This is a genomic window from Sphaerospermopsis sp. LEGE 00249 (assembly GCF_014299995.1).
Classification (GTDB): Bacteria; Cyanobacteriota; Cyanobacteriia; order Cyanobacteriales; family Nostocaceae; genus Sphaerospermopsis; species Sphaerospermopsis kisseleviana.
The window spans coordinates 1-24,079 of sequence record NZ_JACJUZ010000062.1 but is presented as its reverse complement, the minus strand read 5'-3'; the positions used below and the strand labels follow the sequence as shown (position 1 = coordinate 24,079).

Sequence of the window (24,079 nt, the reverse complement as noted above, 5' to 3'; positions counted from 1 at the left end):
ATAAACGTGCTTTTTTTTAATCAAAGGATATTAATCCAGGGATTTTTAAAACTTTTGACATTAACCAACCTTCCCATCTGTCACACTCCCAGATTCAGTAAAAACTCATGTTGTGACTGATAGGTTTTCATGGAGGCTGTGATATTTTGTAAAGGTTTTGTGGTATCTTCAATTTTTGTATTCATTTCCGACACCATCGCATTGGTGTTTGCAGCTTCTATTCCTGGGGCTGAGTCTTCATCACCCTCATCACTACTAGGTTCATTCAGTGCTAGGCGATCGCACGGTATTGTATCCGACAAAATCGCACTCGCCATCATTCCTGTATGAATCTCCATTTGCGCTTTTTTCGGCGCTTCAAAAACTAGCCTTTGTCCAGGAAACACCACCCTTTCAAAGTACCAGTTAGCAACATTGGAAATACGCGCCACCTGTATTTTACTTGTAGCATTGACGTAGCAGCAGAGAATTTTCCCCGATTGCTCCGGTGGTAGAGAATCTAATATTTGAGCCATAACTGCTGAGGAGCTTTTACGCCACAATTTTACATTACACAACCAAAACTAACATCGGATGATCCCCATTTGCTGTAACTGCGACTACCAACTGAAATTTTCTGCATCATTTCTATCTAAAGTCATGTTTTTTTGGAAAAAAATCGGTAAATATATCTTAATTTTTGCATTATTATACATTTTCAACTAAATTTCTTTAGTTTTGCTGTTCCCCCTCTGTGAACTTAATAACCCTGAAAGCTGTCAGACAAGGCTACTAACCCCAGGCTTGCTGAGAAGTTGGTTTTTCAATTTTATCGATCTACTGATTTACATCTGCTAATTTGCAGGCGACAATCATCACTGAATCATTGACGCTCCCCGCCTTAAAAGGATCGGGATTCTTGTTTCAATGAGCAACCTTGCCTAAACTTGTTACCAAATCTGGGTAGAGATCAATGTTATGGTAAAGATATATGAAATTTTCTTCATAAACTTTATCTATTGCTAACCATCAATGATTTTGATGACCAGCAATTTTACCTTTTCTCACTTTTCCTGAAAGTAAATTTGCCAATATCAAAAACTGGCTCAAATGTCAAGCAAAATATTGGTAAATTAAGATTAACACCACAAACCCACAGGTTTAGACCAGATATTTCTCTAGTTTTCCCCTACAAATTGGCAAGATGGCAGTTGAAACAACCATGATGGAAAATCGAATCCTTTACGTTCGCCTTCCTTGTAACCCCATCTTTCCCATTGGGGTTGTTTACCTGAGCGATCACGTCCACAAACTATTCCCTAACATCGAACAAAAAATATTTGATTTAGGAACAGTACCACCCCTGGACTACAGCAGCGCCCTAGATCGCTGTATTGACGAATTTAAACCCACACTCCTAGTCTTTTCTTGGCGAGATATTCAAATCTATGCACCAGTGGGAGGTAGAGGCGGCAACCCCCTACAAAACGCCTTTGAATTTTACTATGCCAAAAACCCATTCATTAAATTACGGGGTGCATTAGGCGGGTTGCGGATCTTCATCGCCTACTATGTAGAACTATGGCGCAACTTGGGATTAATCAAACGCGGTTTAAAACGCGCCCAAAGATATCATAACCAAGCCCGTGCAGTTGTTGGTGGTGGTGCAGTCAGCGTATTTTATGAACAGTTAGGAAAAAGCCTACCTTCAGGAACAATAATTTCCATAGGTGAAGGGGAAACCCTACTTACAAAATACCTCAGTGTCCAAGAATTTCGGGATGAACGTTGTTATGTAGTGGGAGAAAACCAACCCCGTCAACGCCTGATCCATGAACAACCCACACCCCTAGAAAAAACCGCTTGTAACTACGACTACATAGAAACCATCTGGCCAGAAATTAACTACTACCTGCAAGATAAAGATTTCTATATTGGTGTACAAACCAAGCGCGGTTGTCCCCATAACTGCTGTTATTGTGTGTACACAGTAGTTGAAGGTAAGCAGGTACGCATTAATCCCGCCGATGAAGTTGTAGCCGAGATCCGCCAACTATATAATCGCGGTGTCCGTAACTTCTGGTTTACCGATGCTCAATTTATCCCCGCCCGCAGATATATTGATGATGCCATAGAGCTATTGCAAAAAATTGTTGATTCTGGCATGACAGATATTAACTGGGCGGCCTATATTAGAGCAGACAACTTAACACCAGAACTGTGTGAGTTGATGGCCAAAACCGGGATGAATTATTTTGAAATCGGCATTACTAGCGGTTCTCAAGAACTGGTACGGAAAATGCGGATGGGTTACAACCTGCGGACTGTACTGCAAAACTGCCGTGACTTGAAAGCAGCAGGTTTTAATGATATGGTTTCCGTCAATTACTCATTTAACGTCATTGATGAGCGTCCCGAAACCATCCGCCAAACTATAGCCTATCATCGAGAACTAGAACGGATTTTTGGCGCGGATAAAGTTGAACCTGCTATTTTCTTCATTGGACTGCAACCCCATACCCACCTGGAAGAATATGCTTTTAAAGAAGGTATCCTCAAACCAGGGTATAATCCTATGAGTTTGATGCCCTGGACTGCCAAAAAACTACTTTGGAATCCAGAACCATTAGGATCATTTTTCGGAGAAGTCTGTTTACAAGCTTGGCGACAAAACCCCAACGACTTCGGTAGGGAAGTAATGAAAATCTTAGAAGCAAGATTAGGTTGCGCTGAGTTGGAAACAGCACTGACAGCCCCAATTGTGGAAAAAACTGAGAAACAATTGGCTAGTGTAAACTGAGTGTGTATGCGGTGACAGGTGACAGGTGACAGGTGACAGGTGACAGTAAGAAGGCAAGAGGCAAAAGGCAAGAGTTTATTCTTACCAACTACCAGTCACCAATCCCTAGTCACCAATCCCCAATCACCAATCACCAATCACCAATCACCAAAATTCCATGTTACAAGGTTCAATTCTCCAACAATTAGAAACAGCCTATCGTCATAGCAATAGACCTATTCGCTTTGGCGTGTATTATAAAAATACCTTAGTGGCTTTATGTCATGCTTTAGAAGACCATATTTTAAGTAAAGAAGATCAACCAATAGTAATTACCTGCTTTCAAAGAGGCAAATGGTATCTGCAAGAAGCCCAAAGATATGCAGATATTGCCAAGTGCAGCCGGGAAATTGCAATTATGGCTACCAGTGATGCCGGTTTTGCTGAACATCCCACCAGTCAACTAGCAAATGTAGATTTAGTACCACTACAAACATCTGATCCAGTATCCCAAGAATGGCACTTAATGATTCTGTCTCCACAATACACATCAATGGTAATTTGTCAAGAATTATCAGATGAAGATTATGGAGTTACAGGACTACCGGGGTCAGATTTAGAGCGCAAATTCTATGGAATGTGGACATTTGAGCCGGATGTAGTTCTGAAAGCCGCCGAGATAGCGATCGCCCACATCGAAAAATACAACCCAGAACTAGCCCAAAAACTGACCCAGCATAAACAAGCAATCAAGGCAGAAATAGCTTCACCAGAGGAGATTGGGAAAGTCGTTTCCCTGGTCATTGACTACCTAAAAAGTGGTGAAAATACTTTATCCTATCCTACAGCCACACGCCAAAACACTTTGAGTTCCAACTTGGTTTCTAACGAAGTCCAGGCATTTTTGCGGATGGCACAATTAATAGACATAGCAGATATTCAAAATCCCATGGCCGCCGCCGAAGTAGCTGCGATCGCCGAAATCATCGGACAATTACTAGACCTACCCGCATGGCAAATTAAAAGATTACGTCTAGCTGGGTTACTACACCGAATCGATCCACTGCAACAAACCGAAAGCATCCTCACATCCCCCAACAAGCCCACAGAACAAGTAGCAGGACCAAGTTGTCCCCTAGTTCCAGGAGCGCAAGTATTACGGACAATGCCCCAACTCAGAGCGATCGCCCAAATTATTACCCATCAAACCGAATGGTGGAATGGCACAGGAGAACCAGCAGGTTTAACAGGTGAAGAAATTCCTTTAGAATCAAGAATATTAGCAATAGCAGCAGACTTTCAATGGCGAGTCAGTCAGCAAAAATACTCAGATCAAAGTGGACAAAATATCTTTGCTAATGCCCTAGAACAATGTCGACACCAACAATCTACCCGTTTTGACCCTAAACTCATAGATACCCTATCTTTGTTAGTTATGGGTTTACAACAGGGACTTGACTTACCCATCATGTCACCCAAATTTAGTAGTAGTATGTGGTTGATTGATTCTCGCTGGAACAGTCAAGAATTAAAAATTAAAAATTAAAAACTAAAAATTAAAAACTAAAAACTAAAAATTAAAAACTAAAAATTCACCCATGAACATAGAAACCATTAGATTAGGAAAAATTAAACACCTTCCCGGAGTAGACTTAGAAGACGAGGATCTGTCCCAACTCGATTTAAGCCGCATTAACTTAGCCGGTTCCACCCTCGTTGGTACTAACTTTACAGGTTCTAAACTCGAAGGCGCACATTTTGAAGGTGCAAATTTAATGGGTGCAAGCTTGCTAGAAACTGATTTGCGGGCTAACTTAATGGGAGCTAACTTAATGCAAGCAGACTTAACCAGCGCCGATCTGCGAGGCAGCAACTTGCGTGGTGCTAACTTAATGGGTGCTACACTTAATGATGCTTCTTTAGCCGGTGCTTTTTTAAGTGGTGCTAATTTGATGAGTGTAAACTTACAAGGTGTTGACTTACGTAGTGCTGACTTACGTGGTGCAAACCTCACAGGAGCAAATCTCAAAAGTGCAGATTTGACTCGCGCTGATTTACAAGGGGCAACATTAAGTCAAGCCAATCTGGAAGAAGCCGATTTACGGGGAGCTAACTTAGCAGGGGCAAATTTAACCGGGGCAAATTTACTTTGTGCAGAATTAGAAGCTGCAAATTTAATCGGTGTCAATCTAGTTCAGGCTTGTTTGGTGGGTACAATCCTGGAAAATTCTCCTGAATAATTGAGTTGGTTATGAATTTAATTTCAGGTAAACTTCAACTCTAACTCACCAATGACTAGTCAAAAAAGATATTTTCTTATATATTATGAATGATTCATTTAGTCGCCTTCAAGAATGGCTCACAGTATTTGCCTATTTAGGATTTACGTTATTTATTATTTGGCGAATTTTTACGGCACAAAATAAATAATAAATCAGTCCCTAGTTTCCTAATTACGGGATAAACTACCTGAAATATAAACTCAACACATTGGTACTAAGGAAAATAACAATGGCGCTGATTGATGGTCTTGCTGATGATAATAAAAGACAGACACTTTTAGTTGATTTGACAAATTTATTAGATACTCAAGTTGCTGCTACAAGTGGTATTTCTGGGATGGCGATCAAAACTGGATATGCAGTTATTAAAGGAATTAGTCCAGGATACTGTGCTGGTGCAATTGAGCGTCTTTTACCAGAATCTTTCGCTGCACTAGAACCTATCTGGGAAGAAGGTTTAAATACAGGTGATGCTGTCGGATATCTTAGTCAAAATCGTTCTCGTACAGCAGATTTATTGCTGAGTATTACTGATATTCGGATTCAGAAAAGCAGTAACTCTACTATCAAAGGTGTTTATAATAAACTCCGCAGTTCAGTCAAAAAAAATGTGGAAGACGCTGTACCTAGTTTAGCTCAAGTTATTGATAAATACACTAAAAACTAAGCTACAACTATTGTGGGGTAGGCATACTTCGACATAGTTCGACTCCGCACTTCGACTTACTTCGACTGCGCCCTTCGACACCGCTCAGGACAGGCTCAGTACAGGTCGCTCAGTACAAGCTCACTAACCGCTCAGTACAAGTCTTGCCCCCACATTTATTAAGAAAATACGCTATCATTTATTAAAAAAACTACAAATCATTTCCCCAGGACTATTATCTTTGAATAGCGTCACATTTCCATCTTTATTTACCTTAAATTTACCCCGACAGTTATAAACTTCCATTGGTGTTTTTTTACCATTAATACTTACAGATGCTCGATATTCCCAATATTTTTTAGCACTGCGTTTAATACTCAAAATACAAATTTCTTGCCCTTGATAATTCCTACATACTGTTGCTAAAGCGGGAGATGTAAAAGAAAAAGAACAAGCAAAAATGAAAACCAGCAGCATCCAAAAATATTTAATCATTATTAAATTATCAACTATCAATTATCAACTATCAATTATCAACTATCAATTCTTCTTCATCCACAAAGCTAGTCCACCCATAAATAATACCCCCATTATTCCCTGTAAAGGATTATTATTTACACCAGTCACCCAGTCAGGAACAACTCCCGAATATTTTGTTAATTCTCCCACGTTAATAATATAATAACCCCAAACCAAACCACCATGTAAACCAATCGGTAAACCTAAACGCCCTCTTTTACCAAGCTTTCCCCATACTTGCGTTAACCCTAATAATACTAAAGCCGGAAATTGTGGTAAAGTATGAATGATTGCTTCTAATGGTTTAATAAAATGGGCAACGGCAAATAAAATGGCATTTATCCAAGCTGCTAAATTTAAATTGTAATCTCGCTCTAACTCATCCCATAACCAACCACGAAATAATAATTCTTCCGCAAAACCAACACCGAAACCAACCAGTAAACCTTCTAAAATTATTTTGACTAAAAATACTTTTGGTTGTTGCCACAATAACCAACCCAACCAACCCTGTAAACTAAATACTATTAAAATACTAATTAATCCTATACTTAAACCCTGAACAAAATCTATGCCATTGAGGCGGGAAAATTCTAACCCATAATGTTTTAATATCTGAGGTTGTTGATAAACTTTCTTACCCCATAACTTCAGTAGAAAAATAAACTCTGCATAAAGTAGTACGATTGTCAAGCTACTTTCTAAATTAGTATCTTCAACCAGTAAATATATAGGTGCTGCAAAAGGCAACCATAAAACCAATAAACACAAGATAAAACAACCCACCCTAACAGGGGCGGGACTTTGGGAAATTCGAGATAGATTAATTTTTTTCATGAATTAGTCAAATATCATCAGTCAACAATATACTACTAATTAACTAATGACCAGTGACTAATAACTAATGACCAATAACTATTCATCTGGTTCAATGGTACTGCTCAAACCATGATTTTTTAAAGTCTCACAATAAAATTCAGCGTGTTCTAAAGCGCAGGTGATTACTAAAGCTAATCCGTTGTTGTGAGCTTCCATCATGATACTAACAGCTTGGGGCTGGGTAATACTCGGCACTGTGGTCATTAGCACTTGAACTACATACTCCATAGAGTTGAAGTCATCGTTATGGAGTAGAACGCGATACCGAGGCGCGAGCTTGCGAGTTGTGGAAGGCTTTTGAATAGTTTCTACTGACACTGCTCTTTGCTCTTTGATCGTGAATTTACTACAATATTATTTTTGTTAAACATCAGCTTAACATTTATTTATTTACAATATAACATTTTTGTTGTGATTCCAGCTAGAAAAATTCTCACTGTGTGGTTATAACTGGTAATTAGAATTAAAAAATTCCAATTATAATCATAATACTACAGCAATATTACTTTTAAAATGAAGAAAAATACTACAAAGTTTTTGCCTCATCTTCTGCTGCTATGGATATTAGCCCCAACTTTCAACCAGGACAAATAGTGTCTTTAGATTATGGCAACAGAAACCTTTATGCTGAAGTCATTCAAGTTGTGACTGATCGTGATTTATGCTGGGTGCGTCCTTTACTACTGGCTAACTTCACCCACGAACTACCCCTGATAACTGATCTGCGAGATGCGTCTGACTTGTTATGGCCTGTCAAATTATTTCGGACTGCTTTAGATACAGAAGTGATTAGTCTACTGAGTCAACTTTTACCAAAAGAACCAAAAGCTGACACAGATACGGTTGCCCAACAGCAACTAAATCAGTTTATCCACCAGCTTTGGCAAGCGTGCCAAGATGCTCAAGAATTGTGAATTTATTCAGAAAAACTAACAGTTACTAGCCCCAGCGTGGAACTAACTGCACTCGTCCAGCGTCCATCTCTGCCATTAACAATTCTAGAGCTTCGTAGTCCACGTCAGATATATAACCTAATTGAGTCAGTTCTGAGTTAATTTCATTTTCGATTTCTGGCGTTAATTTTTTGATGTGCAACGCTTTCTCTACCAGTTGACGAATGGCATATTGTGTGTTCATAAAAAATCACTCACCTTTAATTGTTACCCATTATCCAAGATTGGTATCGGTATAAAAAGTGATCTAGCTATCTATAAATTAGTGATCTAGATCACAAGCAAACGGTAATTTTGGCTTAAATCCACAGAGTGATAGCTATTCCCAGGTTTAGTATCATGACGACAGAAGATTAATCTGCATTTTGGCTGTCTATGTAGATTGTTTTTTAACCCAAAGGAAAAAAATGTATTTATATATACATTTTGCCTTGTAGTTATAACAATCTTTAAACAAAAGTCACAAAGCAATAAAGCAATAAAGATTTAATAAAGGAATCAGGAGTCAGGAGTCAGAAGTCAGGATTGAGGATTAAGAATTACACAGATGAATGATTAATTCAGATCGGAAATAGGTTTAATTATGTTGATCTACATAATATAGTTCTAATTTACTGTGAACAATTGACCTGAAAGACAGAATAAATGCTAAGTTGAGAGAGATAAGTTGTAATTTAAGTTAGCTAAAAGATAGCAAAGTGGCTGTTTTAGTAGAGCAATTAATAACATCGGATATTTTAAAACCTGCCCGTTACCTGGGTAATGAGCGTTTAGCAGTACATAAACCTTGGAATGCGGCAACTGTACGTTGGGTGTTAACCTACCCAGAAGTTTATGAAGTCGGTGCTTCTAATTTGGGGCATATCATCCTGTATAACATTTTGAATGTCCAACCAAATCAGTTGTGCGATCGCGCTTATCTCCCAGCACCAGACTTGGGCGCAAAACTTCGCAACAACCAAATACCCCTGTTTGCAGTAGAGTCAAAACGGGCATTAACAGAGTTTGATATTCTGGGTTTTAGCCTCAGTTATGAACTAGGGGCAACCAACATCCTGGAAATGTTAGATTTAGCAGGAATACCCCTGACTTGGAAAGAAAGGAGTTCAGAAGGTTCTTCTTCCCAGTCACCAGTCACCAGTCACCAATATCCATTAATTTTCGCAGGTGGACAAACTGCCACATCTAACCCTGAACCTTACGCGGATTTTTTTGATTTTATTGCTTTGGGTGATGGTGAGGAACTGTTACCAGAAATGGGTTTAGTGATCGCTGAAGGAAAAGCCGCAGGTTTAAGTCGGGAAGAATTATTATTAGACTTGGCACAGATTCCCGGTGTTTACGTGCCACAATTTTATGAAATGGGGGAAAATGGCGCGGTTAAACCTTTGCGTCCTGATGTTCCTGAGCGGATCATTAGAAGAGTTGCTACACCTATTCCCGCTTATTCTATTGGTTTAGTACCTTATGTAGAAACGGTACACGATCGCCTAACCATAGAAATTAGAAGGGGTTGTACCCGTGGTTGTCGGTTTTGTCAACCAGGAATGTTAACCCGTCCTGCAAGAGATGTAGAACCAGAAAAAGTGGTAGAGGCGATCGAAGCAGGAATGCGGGCAACCGGTTACAATGAATTTTCCCTATTATCTTTGAGTTGTTCTGATTATCTATCCTTACCCGCAGTGGGGATGGAAATCAAAAACCGCTTAAAAAATGAAAATATTACCCTGTCCTTACCTTCTCAACGGGTGGATAGATTTGATGAGAATATCGCTAATATTTTAGGAGGTACAAGACAAGGAAGCTTGACTTTTGCGCCTGAAGCCGGTACTCAACGGATGCGGGATATTGTCAATAAAGGTTTAACCAACGAAGAATTATTACGAGGAGTAAAAACAGCTTGGGAACAAGGTTGGGATAAAATCAAGCTGTATTTTATGATTGGTTTACCAGGGGAAACAGACGCGGACGTTTTGGGAATAGTGGAAACAGTCAGATGGTTACAGCGAGAATGTCGGGGTCAAGGTAGGAGACCGATCAGTTTTAACCTGACAATTTCCAATTTTACGCCCAAACCCCACACACCGTTTCAATGGCATTCCGTTTCTACTGCCGAGTTTGCCCGCAAGCAAGATTTATTAAGACAAGAATTTCGGCGTATTCGTAATGTAAAGGTGAATTTTACGGATATTCGCCTTTCTGCGATGGAAGACTTTATAGGCAGGGGCGATCGCTCTTTAGGAAAAGTCCTCCTTCGTGCTTGGCAACTCGGTGCAGGAATGGACTCTTGGTATGACAGTGTAGAAACAGCTTTCAAGGCTTGGGGAGAAGCAATTTCCGAAGCTGGACTAGATTGGAAATATCGTCAGGTGGAGAATGGGGAATGGAATCTGTTTTCTTTAGGTAACGAAGAACAAGAAAAACTGTCACCTGTCACCTGTCACCCCTTCGGAGTTCGCCAGTCGCTTATGGGGGAAACCCCCAAGACCGCGCTGGCTCACCTGTCACCTTCTTCACCTCTGGATCTGCCCTTACCTTGGGATCATATTGATACCGGGATTGATAAAAAGTGGCTGCAAGAGGACTTAAAACGCGCTCTAGAAGCTGCTGTTGTTCCTGACTGCTCTTTTGAAGGTTGTTCCCATTGTGGTGTCTGTGGCACTGATTTCGGTCATAATATTGTTATAGAACCACCTGCAATTCCTCAGTTTGTCGGTGATTTTGTCCCCAATACCACCAAAGCACAACGGTTAAGGGTTTGGTTTGGAAAACAAGGTGATATGGCTTTAGTCAGTCACTTGGATTTAATGCGCCTGTTTGATAGAGTGATGCGAAGGGCAGGTTTACCAGTAGCTTTTACTGGTGGTTTTCATCCCCATCCCCGTATTGCTTTAGCTAGTGCTTTATCCTTGGGAAGTACCAGCAGTGGGGAAATAGTTGATTTTGAACTCACTCAACCGATGGATGTGGAAGATTTTCGCACCCAACTGGTAAGTCAACTACCGTCAGATATCCCCATCTACAGAATAGAAGAAATAGATTTGAAAGCACCCGCAGCTAACCAAGCTATGAAAGCAGCGGAATATTTGCTCACTATTTCTACACCCGGAAATGTGGAAGCTGACAAATGGCAAGATTGGATTGTGGCTATACTGGATCAAGATGAGATTTTGTCAGAACATACAACTAAATCAGGTAAACAGCAAAGCATAAATCTACGCGATCGCTTGTTTGAAATAGATTTAGTGCAGGTGAACACATCTCCAGCCGAGTCTCAAGCTATCTTGCGTTATTTGGGTAGCTGTCGTCATGACGGTGTGATCTTGCGTCCTGAGCAAATATTGTCTATACTAGAAATAGTGGCTGGTGCAGAATTTCATCTCTTGCATATCCACCGCAATCGGCTAGTTTTAGAAACATAATTCCTCAAGGGTAACTTGCTAGTAGTTACCCGGAATAAGCATATTCATAGGAATTGATTTTTAGCAAGGTTGCGCTAGAATAAAGTGAAGAGAAATTTTCTGGCGCTGCGTTGAATAATCTGATTCACTACCCTGATCATCAGGGAGTGCAAGCAAAAATAATGAGAGTGTAGTTTCTAGGATTGTATCCGAAACAACTAAGGCAGGTGAAAATACACTCTCTCTATAGCTACCTAGTGAATCAGTGACTAACAATAGCTTTACGCCTAGTCTCTAACTCTATGCTTTTTACAACACCTGTACCAATACCAAAACCCCAGATGGTAGAGGTAGTGGTTCAGAAATCATCAACCATAGACGGTTGATGTAATTACTGAAAACTCATGCAACGGTTCTGGAATAATCAGGCGTGTAAACGCAATTACAGTATTGTTAACAGCTTTCAATTATGGGAAGCTATGTCAGAGAAAGAAATTTTTATTACCAGTAGCGCCTTGTAGGGCTACCAGTAGGGGGCTAGAGGTATAAAATAAGCTCCTTGTAATCCCCATTGGTGCTGCCAATTTTTGAGGAACTTGAATGCCAAAACAAATTATTATCGCAGAGCAGCATCAAATTGCTGCCGTATTTTCGGAAGATCAAATACAAGAACTCGTTGTTGCCACTGGTCATCATCAAATTGGTGATATATACTTAGGCGTAGTAGAAAATGTATTACCTGGTATAGACGCAGCTTTCGTCAATATCGGCGATCCAGAACGCAACGGTTTTATTCATGTTACTGACTTGGGACCGTTGAAAATAAAACGTAGTTCCGCAGCCATTACTGAACTGCTGACACCACAGCAAAAAGTATTGGTGCAGGTGATGAAAGAGCCAACGGGAACAAAAGGACCAAGGCTTACAGGTAACATTACCCTTCCAGGACGTTATGTAGTATTAATGCCCTATGGTAGAGGTGTGAATCTATCCCGGCGAATTAAAAGTGAAAGTGAGCGTAACCGCCTCCGCGCCCTGGCAATTTTAATTAAACCTGCGGGTATGGGTGTGCTGGTGCGAACAGAAGCCGAAGGCAAACCAGAGGAGGCAATAATTGAAGACTTAGAATTGCTACAAAGACAATGGGAAGTCATTCAGCAGGAAGCAGTCTCTACCCGCGCTCCTGCTTTGCTCAACCGAGATGATGACTTTATCCAGCGTGTATTGCGGGATATGTACGGTGCAGATGTGAATCGGATTGTAGTTGATTCCAGCACTGGGTTACGACGAGTTAAACAGTATTTACAAAACTGGAGTGGCGGTCAAACACCACAAGGTGTATTAATTGATCATCACCGCGATCGCTCACCCATCTTAGAATACTTCCGCATTAATGCTGCTATTCGTGAAGCTTTACGCCCAAGAGTAGATTTACCTTCTGGTGGTTACATTATTATTGAACCCACGGAAGCATTAACAGTAATTGACGTTAACTCTGGTTCTTTCACCCGTTCCGCCACAGCTAGAGAAACCGTTCTGTGGACTAACTGCGAAGCGGCGACAGAAATTGCCCGTCAACTCAGACTCAGGAATATTGCTGGTGTGATTGTAGTTGATTTCATTGATATGGAATCACGACGCGACCAACTGCAAGTTTTAGAACACTTTAATAAAACCCTTAAAGCAGACAAAGCTCGTCCGCAAATTGCCCAACTGACCGAGTTAGGTTTAGTAGAACTTACCCGCAAACGCCAAGGTCAAAATATTTATGAATTGTTTGGCGAAACTTGCCCCACCTGTGGCGGTTTAGGACATACTGTACGTTTACCAGGGGAAATAGAAAACCGGATGCCCATCCCCGCAGCAGACATACCAGATCGGTTGACACCGATACCCCAAAGAGAAGTGAGAACACCATCTGCGCGCATCCCAGAAACCAGGGAAACTAGGGACATTTATGATGGCTTTAGCGAGGGTTTTGAAAGTGATTCTGAGGTTGGCCATTTGATCAACCATCCCAGTTATCAAGAATTGGGTGACAACAAACGTCGTACCCGCACCCGTCGCAGTCGCATCGGTATCAATGGCACTAATGGCAAAGATGAAGTCAGGTCTGGTAATTCATTGGGATTTGGCAATGATTTAGATTTAGACTTGGATAGCGACAATGAGCTAACCCCCACATCGGAAATTGCCTCTCTTCTCTCAGATCCTCTCCGGGAAAGAGAAGCTATGCGAACCCCTACTCTTGGTAAAGGTGGTTGGGAAAGACCAGAGCGCACTAAAGTGAAGATAGAGCCGGTTAAACCAGTTGTAGAACCGCCCCAGATTGTTTCCGTGGAAATGACAGACCAGGAACAAAAGATGTATGCTGAAATGGGCATTTCTCCGGCTGTGAAGTTAGAGTCAGAGGTTAAAAATCCCAAATCTGTGATTTTTAACATTGTTCAACCTGGACAAACACCAAATAGCGCAACGGAATCTACCTCAGAATCCATATTTCCCGAAACAACTACATCTGAATTTACCAGAGTCAAAATACCAACACCAAAAGTTGAGGTAGAAGAACCATCCTTGCCAAAATCCAGAATTGAGCCGCCTCTGGAAGATTCTAAATCTACAGGATTTGACTCTTTGACAGATGATGAGGAAATCATCAATAGCACTTCTATTCCTAATCGCCGTCGTCGCCGTCGTTCTTCCGCACTGGAGGAAAGTTAACCGCTTTTATGGTAGAGACACAGCCAACACCTGCATCTGTTTCGTCAACTACACCTTTGGGCGAATCAAGTTGGTGGGAATTTTCCATAGGTTTAGATATTCATGGGTTGGTTGCTGGTGTGGATGAAGTGGGGCGTGGTGCGTTATTTGGTCCTGTAGTTGCGGCCGCAGTGATATTACCGCCAGTAGCTTTGCCACAACTGATGGCTTTGAAAATTAACGACAGTAAAAAGTTGTCTAGTTCTCGTAGAACTCAGTTAGCACAGCAAATTGCTGAACTGGCTTTAGACTGGAAAATTGGTTATGCTGCTACTGCGGAAATTGACAAGCTCAATATTTTGCAAGCAACACTGTTAGCAATGAAGCGGGCTATACTGAAGCTAAAGGTACAGCCCGCAATTTGCTTAGTTGATGGTAATCAGATGGTAAAGGATTTGAATATACCGCAACAAACTATTGTCAATGGAGATGGGCGATCGCTCAACATTGCAGCTGCTAGTATTATGGCTAAAGTTTGGCGTGATGATTTAGTTTTGCGTTTGGCATCTAAGTATCCAATGTATGAAATAGAAAACAATAAGGGTTATGGCAGCCCGCGACATTTGCTGGCTTTGCAAAAATACGGTCCATCACCCTTACATCGTCTCTCTTTTCGTCCATGTCAACTCAGGTGATTGGTAATTGGTAATTGGTAATTGGTAATTGGTAATTGGTAATTGGTAATTGGTAATTGGTAATAGCTGATTAAAAAACATAAAATTGATTACCCAGTCACCAGTCACCAGTCCCCAGTCCCCAGTCCCCAGTCACCAACCACCAATCATTCAAAATTTAACAATCCCATTTCTGTATTATCACTAGCAATTTCTTTTATTTGTGTTTGTGATATTACCCAATGGCGATAATCAGCGAGGAGGTGATGTAATAATCTTTGTTTAATGGTCAACAACACGCTTTTAAGTAAACCGTTCCCTGTGGTTTCCAAAATCGACTTGGGAGTGAGGGAAAATGGGTGAGGAATATCTACCAACACTTCTAGATCGGCTTTTCCTTGTAGCCTTGTGTCATTACCATTGTGGTAAGGTGATAAATACCCTTTTAAATTGAGAGCAAAACGCTGGTTAATATACTCAAAACCTCTGATTTCACACCCTACAGAACGTAAATAAATTGTTCCGTGGGCATCCGCCCAAACTCTCATATCTACAGTAGGTTGAATAGTTAAAGACATAAAAGCCAGAGGACGCATTTTCAAGCAAAACACTTCCTCAGATAACTGCTGAATCCTACTATTGTCAGCTAAGGTTCTCACTAGACGTTGAGGCTGACGCAAGTAGTGCTGAATAGGGATAGGTTGCTTGGGGACAAGAATTTCGACCGATTGAGAGGCAGTAAACTTGGTAGCCATGAGTAGATTAAAGCAATATGTTTTATTGTAATATTTTTTAATAAACTATATTGGTTTGCATAAAATCAATAAATTTATTCATAATCACTTAAAAGAAGGCAGAAGGTAGGGGTTTAGCACTGCTAAACCTGTACAGGAATCAGGATACAGAGAAGAAAAATTTTTTCCTTGCTTCCTGTAATCTAATTAGGGGTTGCTGAGAAAGTCTTTCCGTGAGGGCATAGGAGTCAGGAGTCAGGAGTCAGGAGTCAGGAGGAGATTTGAAAATTTCTTTGCCATCTCTTGAAATCCCAAAAAATGCACACTTTTTCCGGTATACCCTTCCAAACCCTTGCACTAATTTCTGTGTTTATCAGCCTCTAACCTTTGATATATCAAGGTTTTAGGTTTATTCAGCAAACCCTAATTACAAATCTAAAATCTACAATCTACAATCTAAAATCTAAAATTGTCATGAAAAAATGTGAACCTGCGGCGATCGCATATTTAGGACCACCAGGAACTTACTCAGAACAAGCTGCTTCTTTTTATCTCAATTGGCTAAAAAGCAATCAAGAGATAGAAGCTACCTTATCACCTTATCCTACTATTGCCAAATCATTACAAGCGGTAGCTACAGAACAAGCTGATATAGCTGTTGTACCTGTAGAAAATTCCATTGAAGGCAGCGTCAGCATGACAATGGATAGCCTGTGGCAGTTAGACAGCTTGCGAATAAAACTGGCTTTAGTTCTACCAATCAATCATGCGTTAATTTCCTGTGCTAATAACTTAGAAAATATTAAAACAGTTTATTCCCATCCTCAAGCATTAGCACAATGTCAAAGTTGGTTGGCCAAATTTCTGCCCAATGCCAATTTAATCGCCAGAAATTCTACTACTGAAGCACTACAAGGACTACCGCAAGCACCGGAAACAGCAGCAATTTCTTCTCAGAGAGCCGCCCAACTTTATAATTTACCTATTCTCGCTAGTGGAATTAACGACTATCCTGACAACTGTACACGCTTTTGGGTAGTGGCTAAAGACAGTACGAAAAATAATGGTTTCAATCCTACTCACACATCCTTAGCTTTTAGTGTACCTGCAAATCTTCCTGGTGCATTAGTTAAAGCTTTAGAAGTATTTGCCCATCTAGGAATCAATCTCAGTCGGATTGAATCTCGTCCTACTAAGCGTTCCTTGGGAGAATATTTATTTTTCATTGATGCAGAGGCGGCAGTCAGTTCACCATTAATGACTTCAGCTTTAGCAGAATTAAACAGTTCTACGGAAGTGCTAAAAATTTTTGGTAGTTATAGTGTCTTGACAGTTACCGATTAATATCATTTTCTGCTAATAATTTATAGCTTAGCTGGTAATTGATGTTTAAGTAGGGTTTGCTGAATAAACCTAAAACCTTGATATATCAAAGGTTAGAGGCTGATAAACACAGAAATTAGTGCAAGGGTTTGGAAGGGTATACCGGAAAAAGTGTGCATTTTTTGGGATTTCAAGAGATGGCAAAGAAATTTTCAAATCTCCTCCTGACTCCTGACTCCTGACTCCTATGCCCTCACGGAAAGACTTTCTCAGCAAGCCCTACTTACCAATTACCCATTACCCATTACCGGCAAAACACAATAGTTGATGATTAACCCATATTACTAAAAGTGTCTTTAAGAACAGAACGTGCTGCCAGATGATTGCGAGTAGAAGTCAAAATTTCTGCTTCTCTTTGCAAACGAGCAGATGTGTCTTGTAGTTCTAACAATGCTTGCTGTTCAGGAGCTACACCATAAAGGTTACTTGCCACCCAGTAAGATAGCTCTGTTGGTAAATCAGGTAAATCTTCTGGCAGTTCGATATCTTTTTCAGTTAATTTAGCTGAAAGACGGACAACATCCCGCAGTAGCTGTTCTACATCAGCAGCTAAAGGTCGCAAGTCCTGAGACGGGGGATGGTCTTCAATCCATTCTACTAAACCAACACGATAGGGCTTTTCACGAACATACTCTAAAACTCGAAACCTTTGCTGTCCCAAAGTTAACATTTCCATCCGGTCGTCTGGTAATCGCTGGTAATGAATAATTTCCGCACAGCAACCGACATTAGCAATAGTACCTTGGATGGGATCGACCATCACAACTCCAAATCTGCGATCGCCCTCCAAAATCGTGTTCATCATGATTCGGTAGCGAAATTCAAATATATGTAGGGGTAATGGTCTGGTGGGAAACAGCACCACTTCGGGTAACGGGAACAGAGGTAGTTCACGGACGGCAATTTTTGAAGAAGATGTCATTGTTAGGTGGGTATCAAGTTTATTCTTATTTATTCTGAAAATATATTTTTTTACTTTTACTGTCGCCGTACTTTGTTTATATTTTATCATTTGTTGGATAGCTATTGAAAAACCCTAAGAAAATTTCTCTTAGGGCTGGGTTAATATTCATACCTAAAAATATTCCATGTAGATTTTCGATTATCAGTGGGAAAAGGCAACAGGCAAAAGGAAAAAGAAGACTAATATTGATCTCTCTTCCCTATTCCCTATTCCCTATTTTCTATTCTCTATTTCCTGTTCTAATTAAAGTTTGACTTCGATATCTACACCAGATGGTAAATCCAACTTCATCAGCGCATCAATAGTTTTAGAAGAAGGCTGGTAAATATCAATAATCCGACGATGGGTGCGGGTTTCAAAATGCTCACGGGAATCTTTATCTACGTGAGGTGAGCGCAGCACGCAATATATCTTCCGTTTTGTGGGTAAAGGAATCGGTCCGATAGCTGTAGCGTTAGTACGGTTAGCTGTATCTACAATCTTCTCGCAAGATGTATCCAATAAACGTCGGTCAAAAGCCTGTAAGCGAATTCTAATCTTCTGCTGCTGTAAAGTTGCCATCTTTAGTTTTCCAGGTTCTGTGAATTTTAGATTTTAGATTTTAGATTTTAGATTTTAGATTTTAGATTTTAGATTTGAGAAACAAACAAGAATCATAAATTAAAATCCAAAATTGCTAAAGGGAAGATAAAAGAGCAGAGACGTACTTTTCCAATCTCTGCTCTTAATTACAAAGACAAAAAGGTACTACTTGATGATTTTAGAAACGACACCAGCACCAATAGTCCGGCCACCTTCACGAATCGCAAAGCGCATACCTTGCTCAATCGCGATCGCGTTGATCAGTTCCACTGTCATTTTGATGCGATCGCCTGGCATTACCATTTCTACGGCGCTACCATCATCAGATGTGTAGCTTTGAATAGTACCAGTTACATCAGTTGTCCGTACATAGAACTGAGGACGATAACCTGCGAAAAATGGTGTTTTCCGACCACCTTCTTTCTCAGTCAATACGTAAACTTCACCTTCAAATTGAGTGTGAGGTGTAATTGAACCAGGTTTAGCGATTACCATACCGCGTTCAATATCTTCTTTTTTGAGACCACGTAGCAATACACCAGCGTTATCTCCAGCCATACCTTCTTCGAGACTCTTCTTGAACATCTCGATACCGGTTACAGCCGTACTCCGGGTATCTTTGAGTCCAATTAGCTCAACTGTATCGCCAACCTTAACTTTACCACGTTCAATCCGGCCAGTAGCCACTGTACCACGACCTGTGATGGTGAATACGTCTTCTACTGCCATCAAGAAGGGTTTATCAACATCACGCTCAGGAGTGGGGATGTAGGAATCTACAGCATCCATCAATTCGTAGATTTTATCTACCCAGGGATTTTCTCCTTTTTGGAGTTTAGGATTCTTAGTCATTGCTTCCAAAGCTTGTAGACCAGAACCTTTGATAATGGGGATGTCATCACCGGGGAAATCATAGCTAGTAAGTAGTTCCCGCAGTTCCAGTTCTACTAATTCCAGAAGTTCTGGGTCATCCATCAAATCTTCTTTGTTCAAGAAGACAACCAAGCTGGGAACACCTACTTGTTTTGCCAACAGGATGTGTTCACGAGTTTGGGGCATAGGACCATCAGTAGCAGCCACTACAAGGATACCACCGTCCATTTGTGCCGCACCTGTGATCATGTTTTTCACATAGTCAGCGTGTCCGGGGCAGTCTACGTGAGCATAGTGCCGAGATTCGGTTTCATACTCAACGTGAGCGGTGTTGATGGTAATACCCCGTGCTTTTTCTTCGGGTGCGTTGTCAATTTGGTCGTAACCCTTAGCTGTAGCCTGACCCATAGCTGCCAAGGTCATGGTAATGGCTGCTGTTAAAGTAGTTTTGCCGTGGTCAACGTGGCCAACAGTACCGATATTAACGTGAGGTTTTTTTCTTTCAAACTTTTCGCGTGCCATGTATACTCGTTTCCTTTTTTAATTAAGCGTTCCCTTTGCTTTTGGCAATGATAGTTTCAGCCACGCTCCGAGGGACTTCTTCGTAGTGACTGAATTCCATTGTGAAGATACCTCGGCCTTGGGTCTTAGACCGGATATCTGTGGCGTAACCAAACATAGTCGCTAGTGGAACTTTGGATGTCACCTTAGCGATTCCCTGTTCAGTGATTTGGTTTTCAATCTGTCCTCTACGGGAGATTAAGTCACCTATGACAGTTCCCATAAAGTCTTCGGGAACTTCTACTGCAACTTTCATCATAGGCTCTAAGAGGACTGGTGAAGCTTTCAGCACTGCCTCTTTCATCGCCATTGAACCGGCAATTTTGAAAGCCATTTCCGAAGAGTCTACATCGTGGTAGGAGCCGTGAACTAACGTTGCTTTCACGTCAATTAGTGGATATCCAGCTAAAATACCAGATTCGCAGCTTTCTTTCATACCCTGCTCTGCGGGGCCTATATACTCTTTAGGTACTACGCCACCGACAATTTTAGAGACGAATTCAAAGCCAGTGCCTGGGTCTCCTGGTTCTAAATTGATCACAACGTGACCGTATTGACCTTTACCACCACTTTGACGGATGAATTTGCCTTCTACGTTGGTAACTGTTTTCCGAATGGTTTCGCGGTAAGCTACCTGTGGCGCACCAACATTCGCTTCTACCTTGAATTCCCGTAACATCCGGTCTACTAGAATTTCCAGGTGTAACTCTCCCATCCCCGCAATCACGGTTTGGTTAGTTTCTGGATCAACACTGACACGGAAGGTAGGATCTTCTTCTGACAAAGATTGTAGTGCCTTTGACAGCTTATCCATGTCGTTCTTGGTTTTGGGTTCAACCGCTACGGAGATCACAGGTTCAGGAATGAACAGGGATTCCAGAATAACTGGTGATCCTTCATCACATAAAGTGTCACCTGTCAAGGTGTCTTTTAGTCCCAAAGCTGCACCTAAGTCACCTGCCCGCAGTTCTTCGACATCTTGTCGTTCATCTGCTTTCATCAGCACTAGGCGGGAAATCCGTTCTTTCTTGTCTTTACTGGCGTTCAGGACGTAGCTGCCTTTTTTCAATACACCAGAATAAACACGCACAAAGGTGAGGCGACCGTAGGGGTCAGCCATGATCTTGAATGCTAGAGCAGCTAGAGGTTCGCTGTCATCCGCCCGGCGCTCCACTGTCTCGCCATTTGGCAATAAGCCTTGAATTGGTGGTACTTCAATTGGTGCTGGCAGGTAATCTACAACTGCATCCAGCATCAACTGCACACCTTTATTTTTAAAGGCTGAACCACAAAGCACGGGTACAATTTTTCCCTCAATTGTACCTTTACGTAGGGCTGTACGGATTTCTTCTTCTGTAAGTTCTTCGCCCTCGAAGTACTTAGTCATCAGATCATCACTAGTTTCTGCTACCGCTTCTATTAACTTAGTGCGGTATTCTGCTACCTGTTCTTGTAGTTCAGCCGGAATTTCTGTTTCTTGAATATCGGTTCCTTGGTCGTTGGTGTAAATGTATGCACACATCCGCACCAAGTCAATGATGCCTTTAAAATCACTTTCGCTACCGATGGGCAGTTGAATAGCAATGGCATTTGCCCGCAGGCGATCGCGCATTTGCTCATGAACTCTATAAAAGTTCGCTCCTGTGCGATCCATCTTGTTGATGAAGGCAATGCGAGGTACTTTGTAGCGGTCAGCTTGCCGCCATACTGTCTCAGACTGAGGTTGAACACCACCAACAGAACAAAAGACAGCGATTACACCATCTAACACCCGCATGGAACGTTCAACTTCAATTGTGAAGTCCACGTGACCGGGAGTGTCAATAATGTTAATTTGATGATCTTTCCAGCTGGTACTAATCGCAGCGGCAGTAATGGTAATTCCTCGCTCCCGCTCCTGATCCATCCAGTCTGTTACAGCAGTTCCTTCGTGAACTTCACCAATTTTATGAATTATCCCAGAGTAAAATAATATTCTCTCTGTTGTTGTCGTTTTTCCCGCATCTATATGCGCCGCAATACCGATATTGCGTACTTTCTCTAGCGGGTTTGTGCGTGCCACAGTTACCTCCTATAATTTAGGACTCATGATATCTTGTATATTACTCTTTGTTAAGATTCTATACTTTTACGGAAAACCGTCTTGGGCAGAAAGTTGCCGATATACCGCTGGCAATTAGGCGATATATCGTTGCTCCACTTAGTAACGGTAGTGTGCAAATGCTTTGTTGGCTTCAGCCATGCGGTGAGTTTCTTCACGTTTGCGAATGGAACTGCCTGTTTCGTTAGCTGCGTCCATTAACTCATTTGCTAGTCTACTGGCCATCGTACGACCTGGCCTAGACCTAGAAAATTGTACTAACCACCGCAGTGCTAAGGTAGTACCCCGATCAGAACGCACTTCCATTGGTACTTGATAAGTTGCACCACCTACTCTTCGAGCTTTGACCTCTACTAAAGGTGTGGCGTTGCGGACTGCTCTTTCAAATGTTTCCAGAGGATTGCCGCCTGTCCGTTCTTCAATAGTTTTTAAAGCATCATAAACAATTCTGGCAGCGAGAGATTTTTTGCCATGACGCATTACCCGTCGCATCATCATACTAACGAGGCGACTATTATACACTGAGTCAGGCGGAACAGGCCGCCTTTGACTAACACCACGACGAGACATACTTCATCCTTGAATTCGGAATTTGGCAACGAAATTATATGTTATCAGAACATAGAAATCCAAAAGCGGTGTAAGCAATCGCTTAAATTTCCTTGAGTTTTGGCCTTAGTTGCTTTTAAGCTCAACTCATTAGTTTTTTTACCCTATACCAGAAACAGAAGGCGACAACACTATCAACTCTAATATTTACATTAAAGTGTTGCTATTGCTTACAGTATTCTGCTTTTAAACTCTTACACTTGCTCGCTTAGTGCAAGTTATAGCTTAATTTTTTAAACAAGAATACACCGCTAGATTCTGTGTTTTATGGGGGCTGAAATTAGACGATTAATCGTTATTCATGCGATATTCATGCGATTAATCGCCTATTTCCTATTTTTTCGCTTCTTTTGGGCGCTTAGTTCCATATTTGGAACGTCCTTGTTTCCGGTCTTTAACTCCGGCTGTATCTAAGGTTCCACGAATAATGTGGTATCTCACGCCTGGTAAGTCTTTTACCCGACCACCACGAATCATCACAACAGAGTGTTCTTGCAAGTTATGGCCAATACCTGGAATGTAAGCTGTGACTTCAAATCCAGAAGTTAATCTGACCCTTGCTACTTTGCGGAGGGCTGAGTTTGGTTTTTTAGGGGTAGTCGTATATACTCTGGTGCATACTCCTCGACGTTGAGGACATTGTTTCAGAGCAGGAGACTTGGTTTTTTGACGCGCTAGTTCGCGTTCACTACGGATTAGCTGCTGTATTGTTGGCATGAGTGACAGCGCGTTAAGCTGCTTATGTTTTATTTTAACAAATCCTGATTATAGCGTTTTTTTGGTTTTTACGTCAATTATTTTTTAGGAGTTCAGGAGTCAGGAGTCAGGAGTCAGGAGTCAGGAGGCAGGAGTCAGGAGTCAGGAGTCAGGAGTCAGGAGTCAGGAGTCAGGAGTCAGGAGTCAGGAGTCAGGAGTCAGGAGTCAGGAGGCAGGATAAAGAAGCATATTTATTCCCAGTCACCAATCACCTATGAAATAGAAAAAGAATTACCACAGCTACAGGTAGAAATGGCTATAGGGTTGTAGAAGCGAAAACCTCCACCCATAAGATCCTCTGAATAGTCCAGGGTCAAACCGTTAATATATTTTATGCTTTCTTTGTCTATGACTAATTGAATATTGTTAACGTCAAAAACCTGATCTTCAACTTTAACCGCTTCATCAAAGGAAATATCGTATAACCAACCCGAACAGCCACCTGGTTTCACCTGCAAGCGAAACAAGATATTTGGCTGTTGTTTGGATTTTAATCGCTCCATCTCATTGGTAGCTGCTGGACTTAATTGAATCATGGAATTTTTGTAGCAATCAGAAAATCCATATTCAATATTACAGGAGTTCAGGAGGCAGGGAGCAGGGAGCAGGGAGCAGGGAGCAGGGGAAGCAGGGGAAGCAGGGGAAGCAGGGGAAGAAAGGGAGGTTAACCCAGTCCCCAGTCACCAGTCACCAGTCCCCAGTCC

Annotated in this window: 22 protein-coding genes; 9 read left to right on the top strand and 13 right to left on the bottom strand. The window is 41.3% G+C overall.

All coding sequences use genetic code 11. The features are described from left to right. Positions 1-80 precede the first annotated feature (80 nt). A complete protein-coding gene (locus tag H5968_RS18790; RefSeq protein ID WP_187041179.1) occupies positions 81-515 on the bottom strand; it encodes a DUF1830 domain-containing protein in 435 nt (144 codons plus the stop codon). 668 nt (positions 516-1,183) lie between these two features. Between H5968_RS18790 and H5968_RS18785 the strand changes: the two genes are divergently transcribed. The 4 genes from H5968_RS18785 (at position 1,184) to H5968_RS18770 (ending at position 5,707) form a co-directional block, all read left to right on the top strand. After that, positions 1,184-2,779: a photosystem II high light acclimation radical SAM protein gene (locus tag H5968_RS18785; RefSeq protein ID WP_187041178.1), complete on the top strand. Its 1,596-nt coding sequence runs from the start codon at positions 1,184-1,186 to the stop codon at positions 2,777-2,779. A gap of 157 nt (positions 2,780-2,936) precedes the next feature. After that, positions 2,937-4,304, top strand: a complete 1,368-nt coding sequence (locus H5968_RS18780; protein WP_187041177.1) for a DICT sensory domain-containing protein — start codon at positions 2,937-2,939, stop codon at positions 4,302-4,304. 52 nt (positions 4,305-4,356) lie between these two features. Then, the gene (locus H5968_RS18775) at positions 4,357-4,998 is read left to right on the top strand and encodes a pentapeptide repeat-containing protein (RefSeq protein WP_187041176.1); all 642 of its coding nucleotides are present in this window, start codon (positions 4,357-4,359) and stop codon (positions 4,996-4,998) included. 271 nt (positions 4,999-5,269) lie between these two features. Next, complete coding sequence (locus H5968_RS18770; RefSeq protein ID WP_096570138.1) at positions 5,270-5,707, top strand: hypothetical protein; 438 nt, start codon at positions 5,270-5,272, stop codon at positions 5,705-5,707. Between the two features lie 174 nt (positions 5,708-5,881). Here H5968_RS18770 and H5968_RS18765 read toward each other — a convergent pair whose 3' ends face one another. From H5968_RS18765 to clpS, 3 genes are all read right to left on the bottom strand, one after another. Beyond that, complete coding sequence (locus H5968_RS18765) at positions 5,882-6,181, bottom strand: hypothetical protein (protein ID WP_187041175.1); 300 nt, start codon at positions 6,179-6,181, stop codon at positions 5,882-5,884. 45 nt (positions 6,182-6,226) lie between these two features. Further along, complete coding sequence (locus H5968_RS18760) at positions 6,227-7,042, bottom strand: CPBP family intramembrane glutamic endopeptidase (protein ID WP_187041174.1); 816 nt, start codon at positions 7,040-7,042, stop codon at positions 6,227-6,229. 78 nt (positions 7,043-7,120) lie between these two features. Further along, the gene (gene clpS / locus H5968_RS18755; protein WP_096570144.1) at positions 7,121-7,402 is read right to left on the bottom strand and encodes an ATP-dependent Clp protease adapter ClpS; all 282 of its coding nucleotides are present in this window, start codon (positions 7,400-7,402) and stop codon (positions 7,121-7,123) included. Between the two features lie 239 nt (positions 7,403-7,641). On the opposite strand from clpS, the gene H5968_RS18750 reads away from it, so the two are divergent. Further along, entirely contained in the window at positions 7,642-7,998 is a 357-nt protein-coding gene (locus tag H5968_RS18750; RefSeq protein WP_187041173.1) for a hypothetical protein, read from the top strand. 25 nt (positions 7,999-8,023) lie between these two features. Here H5968_RS18750 and H5968_RS18745 read toward each other — a convergent pair whose 3' ends face one another. Beyond that, complete coding sequence (locus tag H5968_RS18745) at positions 8,024-8,221, bottom strand: hypothetical protein (protein WP_096570148.1); 198 nt, start codon at positions 8,219-8,221, stop codon at positions 8,024-8,026. A gap of 514 nt (positions 8,222-8,735) precedes the next feature. Between H5968_RS18745 and H5968_RS18740 the strand changes: the two genes are divergently transcribed. The 3 genes from H5968_RS18740 (at position 8,736) to H5968_RS18730 (ending at position 14,833) form a co-directional block, all read left to right on the top strand. Next, positions 8,736-11,459 carry a TIGR03960 family B12-binding radical SAM protein gene (locus tag H5968_RS18740; protein WP_187041172.1) on the top strand — a complete coding sequence of 908 codons (2,724 nt, stop codon included), beginning with the start codon at positions 8,736-8,738 and terminating at the stop codon, positions 11,457-11,459. 579 nt (positions 11,460-12,038) lie between these two features. Further along, positions 12,039-14,159, top strand: a complete 2,121-nt coding sequence (locus H5968_RS18735) for an Rne/Rng family ribonuclease (RefSeq protein ID WP_187041171.1) — start codon at positions 12,039-12,041, stop codon at positions 14,157-14,159. Positions 14,160-14,167: 8 nt separating this feature from the next. Continuing rightward, positions 14,168-14,833, top strand: coding sequence for a ribonuclease HII (locus H5968_RS18730; protein ID WP_187041170.1), 666 nt, complete (start codon positions 14,168-14,170; stop codon positions 14,831-14,833). Between the two features lie 146 nt (positions 14,834-14,979). Here the strand turns inward: H5968_RS18730 and H5968_RS18725 are convergent, their stop codons facing one another. Further along, on the bottom strand, positions 14,980-15,567 hold the full coding sequence (locus H5968_RS18725; RefSeq protein ID WP_187041169.1) for a DUF1997 domain-containing protein: 588 nt from the start codon (positions 15,565-15,567) through the stop codon (positions 14,980-14,982). 453 nt (positions 15,568-16,020) lie between these two features. Here H5968_RS18725 and pheA point away from each other — a divergent pair, with 453 nt between their 5' ends. Continuing rightward, the gene (gene pheA / locus H5968_RS18720) at positions 16,021-16,890 is read left to right on the top strand and encodes a prephenate dehydratase (RefSeq protein ID WP_187041168.1); all 870 of its coding nucleotides are present in this window, start codon (positions 16,021-16,023) and stop codon (positions 16,888-16,890) included. 310 nt (positions 16,891-17,200) lie between these two features. Here pheA and H5968_RS18715 read toward each other — a convergent pair whose 3' ends face one another. The 7 genes from H5968_RS18715 to H5968_RS18685 form a co-directional block, all read right to left on the bottom strand. Beyond that, on the bottom strand, positions 17,201-17,851 hold the full coding sequence (locus tag H5968_RS18715) for an LON peptidase substrate-binding domain-containing protein (protein ID WP_096570161.1): 651 nt from the start codon (positions 17,849-17,851) through the stop codon (positions 17,201-17,203). A gap of 285 nt (positions 17,852-18,136) precedes the next feature. After that, positions 18,137-18,454 (bottom strand): 30S ribosomal protein S10, encoded by a 318-nt coding sequence (gene rpsJ / locus H5968_RS18710; RefSeq protein WP_010998474.1) that lies wholly within the window; start codon positions 18,452-18,454, stop codon positions 18,137-18,139. 186 nt (positions 18,455-18,640) lie between these two features. Beyond that, positions 18,641-19,870, bottom strand: a complete 1,230-nt coding sequence (tuf, locus tag H5968_RS18705) for an elongation factor Tu (RefSeq protein WP_187041167.1) — start codon at positions 19,868-19,870, stop codon at positions 18,641-18,643. Positions 19,871-19,892: 22 nt separating this feature from the next. After that, the gene (fusA, locus tag H5968_RS18700) at positions 19,893-21,971 is read right to left on the bottom strand and encodes an elongation factor G (protein WP_096570165.1); all 2,079 of its coding nucleotides are present in this window, start codon (positions 21,969-21,971) and stop codon (positions 19,893-19,895) included. A gap of 138 nt (positions 21,972-22,109) precedes the next feature. Further along, complete coding sequence (gene rpsG, locus H5968_RS18695; RefSeq protein ID WP_096570167.1) at positions 22,110-22,580, bottom strand: 30S ribosomal protein S7; 471 nt, start codon at positions 22,578-22,580, stop codon at positions 22,110-22,112. Positions 22,581-22,952: 372 nt separating this feature from the next. After that, positions 22,953-23,336 carry a 30S ribosomal protein S12 gene (gene rpsL / locus H5968_RS18690; RefSeq protein ID WP_096570169.1) on the bottom strand — a complete coding sequence of 128 codons (384 nt, stop codon included), beginning with the start codon at positions 23,334-23,336 and terminating at the stop codon, positions 22,953-22,955. Between the two features lie 251 nt (positions 23,337-23,587). Beyond that, positions 23,588-23,911, bottom strand: a complete 324-nt coding sequence (locus H5968_RS18685; protein WP_187041166.1) for an iron-sulfur cluster assembly accessory protein — start codon at positions 23,909-23,911, stop codon at positions 23,588-23,590. Positions 23,912-24,079: the final 168 nt, after the last annotated feature.

Coding starts and splice junctions, on each gene's coding strand:
- pheA (WP_187041168.1), top strand. CDS start 16,021: ATGAAAAAATGTGAACCTGCGGCGATCGCATATTTAGGACCACCAGGA.
- H5968_RS18745 (WP_096570148.1), bottom strand. CDS start 8,221: ATGAACACACAATATGCCATTCGTCAACTGGTAGAGAAAGCGTTGCAC.
- rpsL (WP_096570169.1), bottom strand. CDS start 23,336: ATGCCAACAATACAGCAGCTAATCCGTAGTGAACGCGAACTAGCGCGT.
- H5968_RS18785 (WP_187041178.1), top strand. CDS start 1,184: ATGGCAGTTGAAACAACCATGATGGAAAATCGAATCCTTTACGTTCGC.
- rpsG (WP_096570167.1), bottom strand. CDS start 22,580: ATGTCTCGTCGTGGTGTTAGTCAAAGGCGGCCTGTTCCGCCTGACTCA.
- H5968_RS18685 (WP_187041166.1), bottom strand. CDS start 23,911: ATGATTCAATTAAGTCCAGCAGCTACCAATGAGATGGAGCGATTAAAA.
- H5968_RS18790 (WP_187041179.1), bottom strand. CDS start 515: ATGGCTCAAATATTAGATTCTCTACCACCGGAGCAATCGGGGAAAATT.
- H5968_RS18765 (WP_187041175.1), bottom strand. CDS start 6,181: ATGATTAAATATTTTTGGATGCTGCTGGTTTTCATTTTTGCTTGTTCT.
- H5968_RS18750 (WP_187041173.1), top strand. CDS start 7,642: ATGGATATTAGCCCCAACTTTCAACCAGGACAAATAGTGTCTTTAGAT.
- H5968_RS18725 (WP_187041169.1), bottom strand. CDS start 15,567: ATGGCTACCAAGTTTACTGCCTCTCAATCGGTCGAAATTCTTGTCCCC.
- H5968_RS18780 (WP_187041177.1), top strand. CDS start 2,937: ATGTTACAAGGTTCAATTCTCCAACAATTAGAAACAGCCTATCGTCAT.
- tuf (WP_187041167.1), bottom strand. CDS start 19,870: ATGGCACGCGAAAAGTTTGAAAGAAAAAAACCTCACGTTAATATCGGT.
- rpsJ (WP_010998474.1), bottom strand. CDS start 18,454: ATGGCAACTTTACAGCAGCAGAAGATTAGAATTCGCTTACAGGCTTTT.
- H5968_RS18760 (WP_187041174.1), bottom strand. CDS start 7,042: ATGAAAAAAATTAATCTATCTCGAATTTCCCAAAGTCCCGCCCCTGTT.
- H5968_RS18735 (WP_187041171.1), top strand. CDS start 12,039: ATGCCAAAACAAATTATTATCGCAGAGCAGCATCAAATTGCTGCCGTA.
- H5968_RS18730 (WP_187041170.1), top strand. CDS start 14,168: ATGGTAGAGACACAGCCAACACCTGCATCTGTTTCGTCAACTACACCT.
- H5968_RS18770 (WP_096570138.1), top strand. CDS start 5,270: ATGGCGCTGATTGATGGTCTTGCTGATGATAATAAAAGACAGACACTT.
- H5968_RS18715 (WP_096570161.1), bottom strand. CDS start 17,851: ATGACATCTTCTTCAAAAATTGCCGTCCGTGAACTACCTCTGTTCCCG.
- H5968_RS18775 (WP_187041176.1), top strand. CDS start 4,357: ATGAACATAGAAACCATTAGATTAGGAAAAATTAAACACCTTCCCGGA.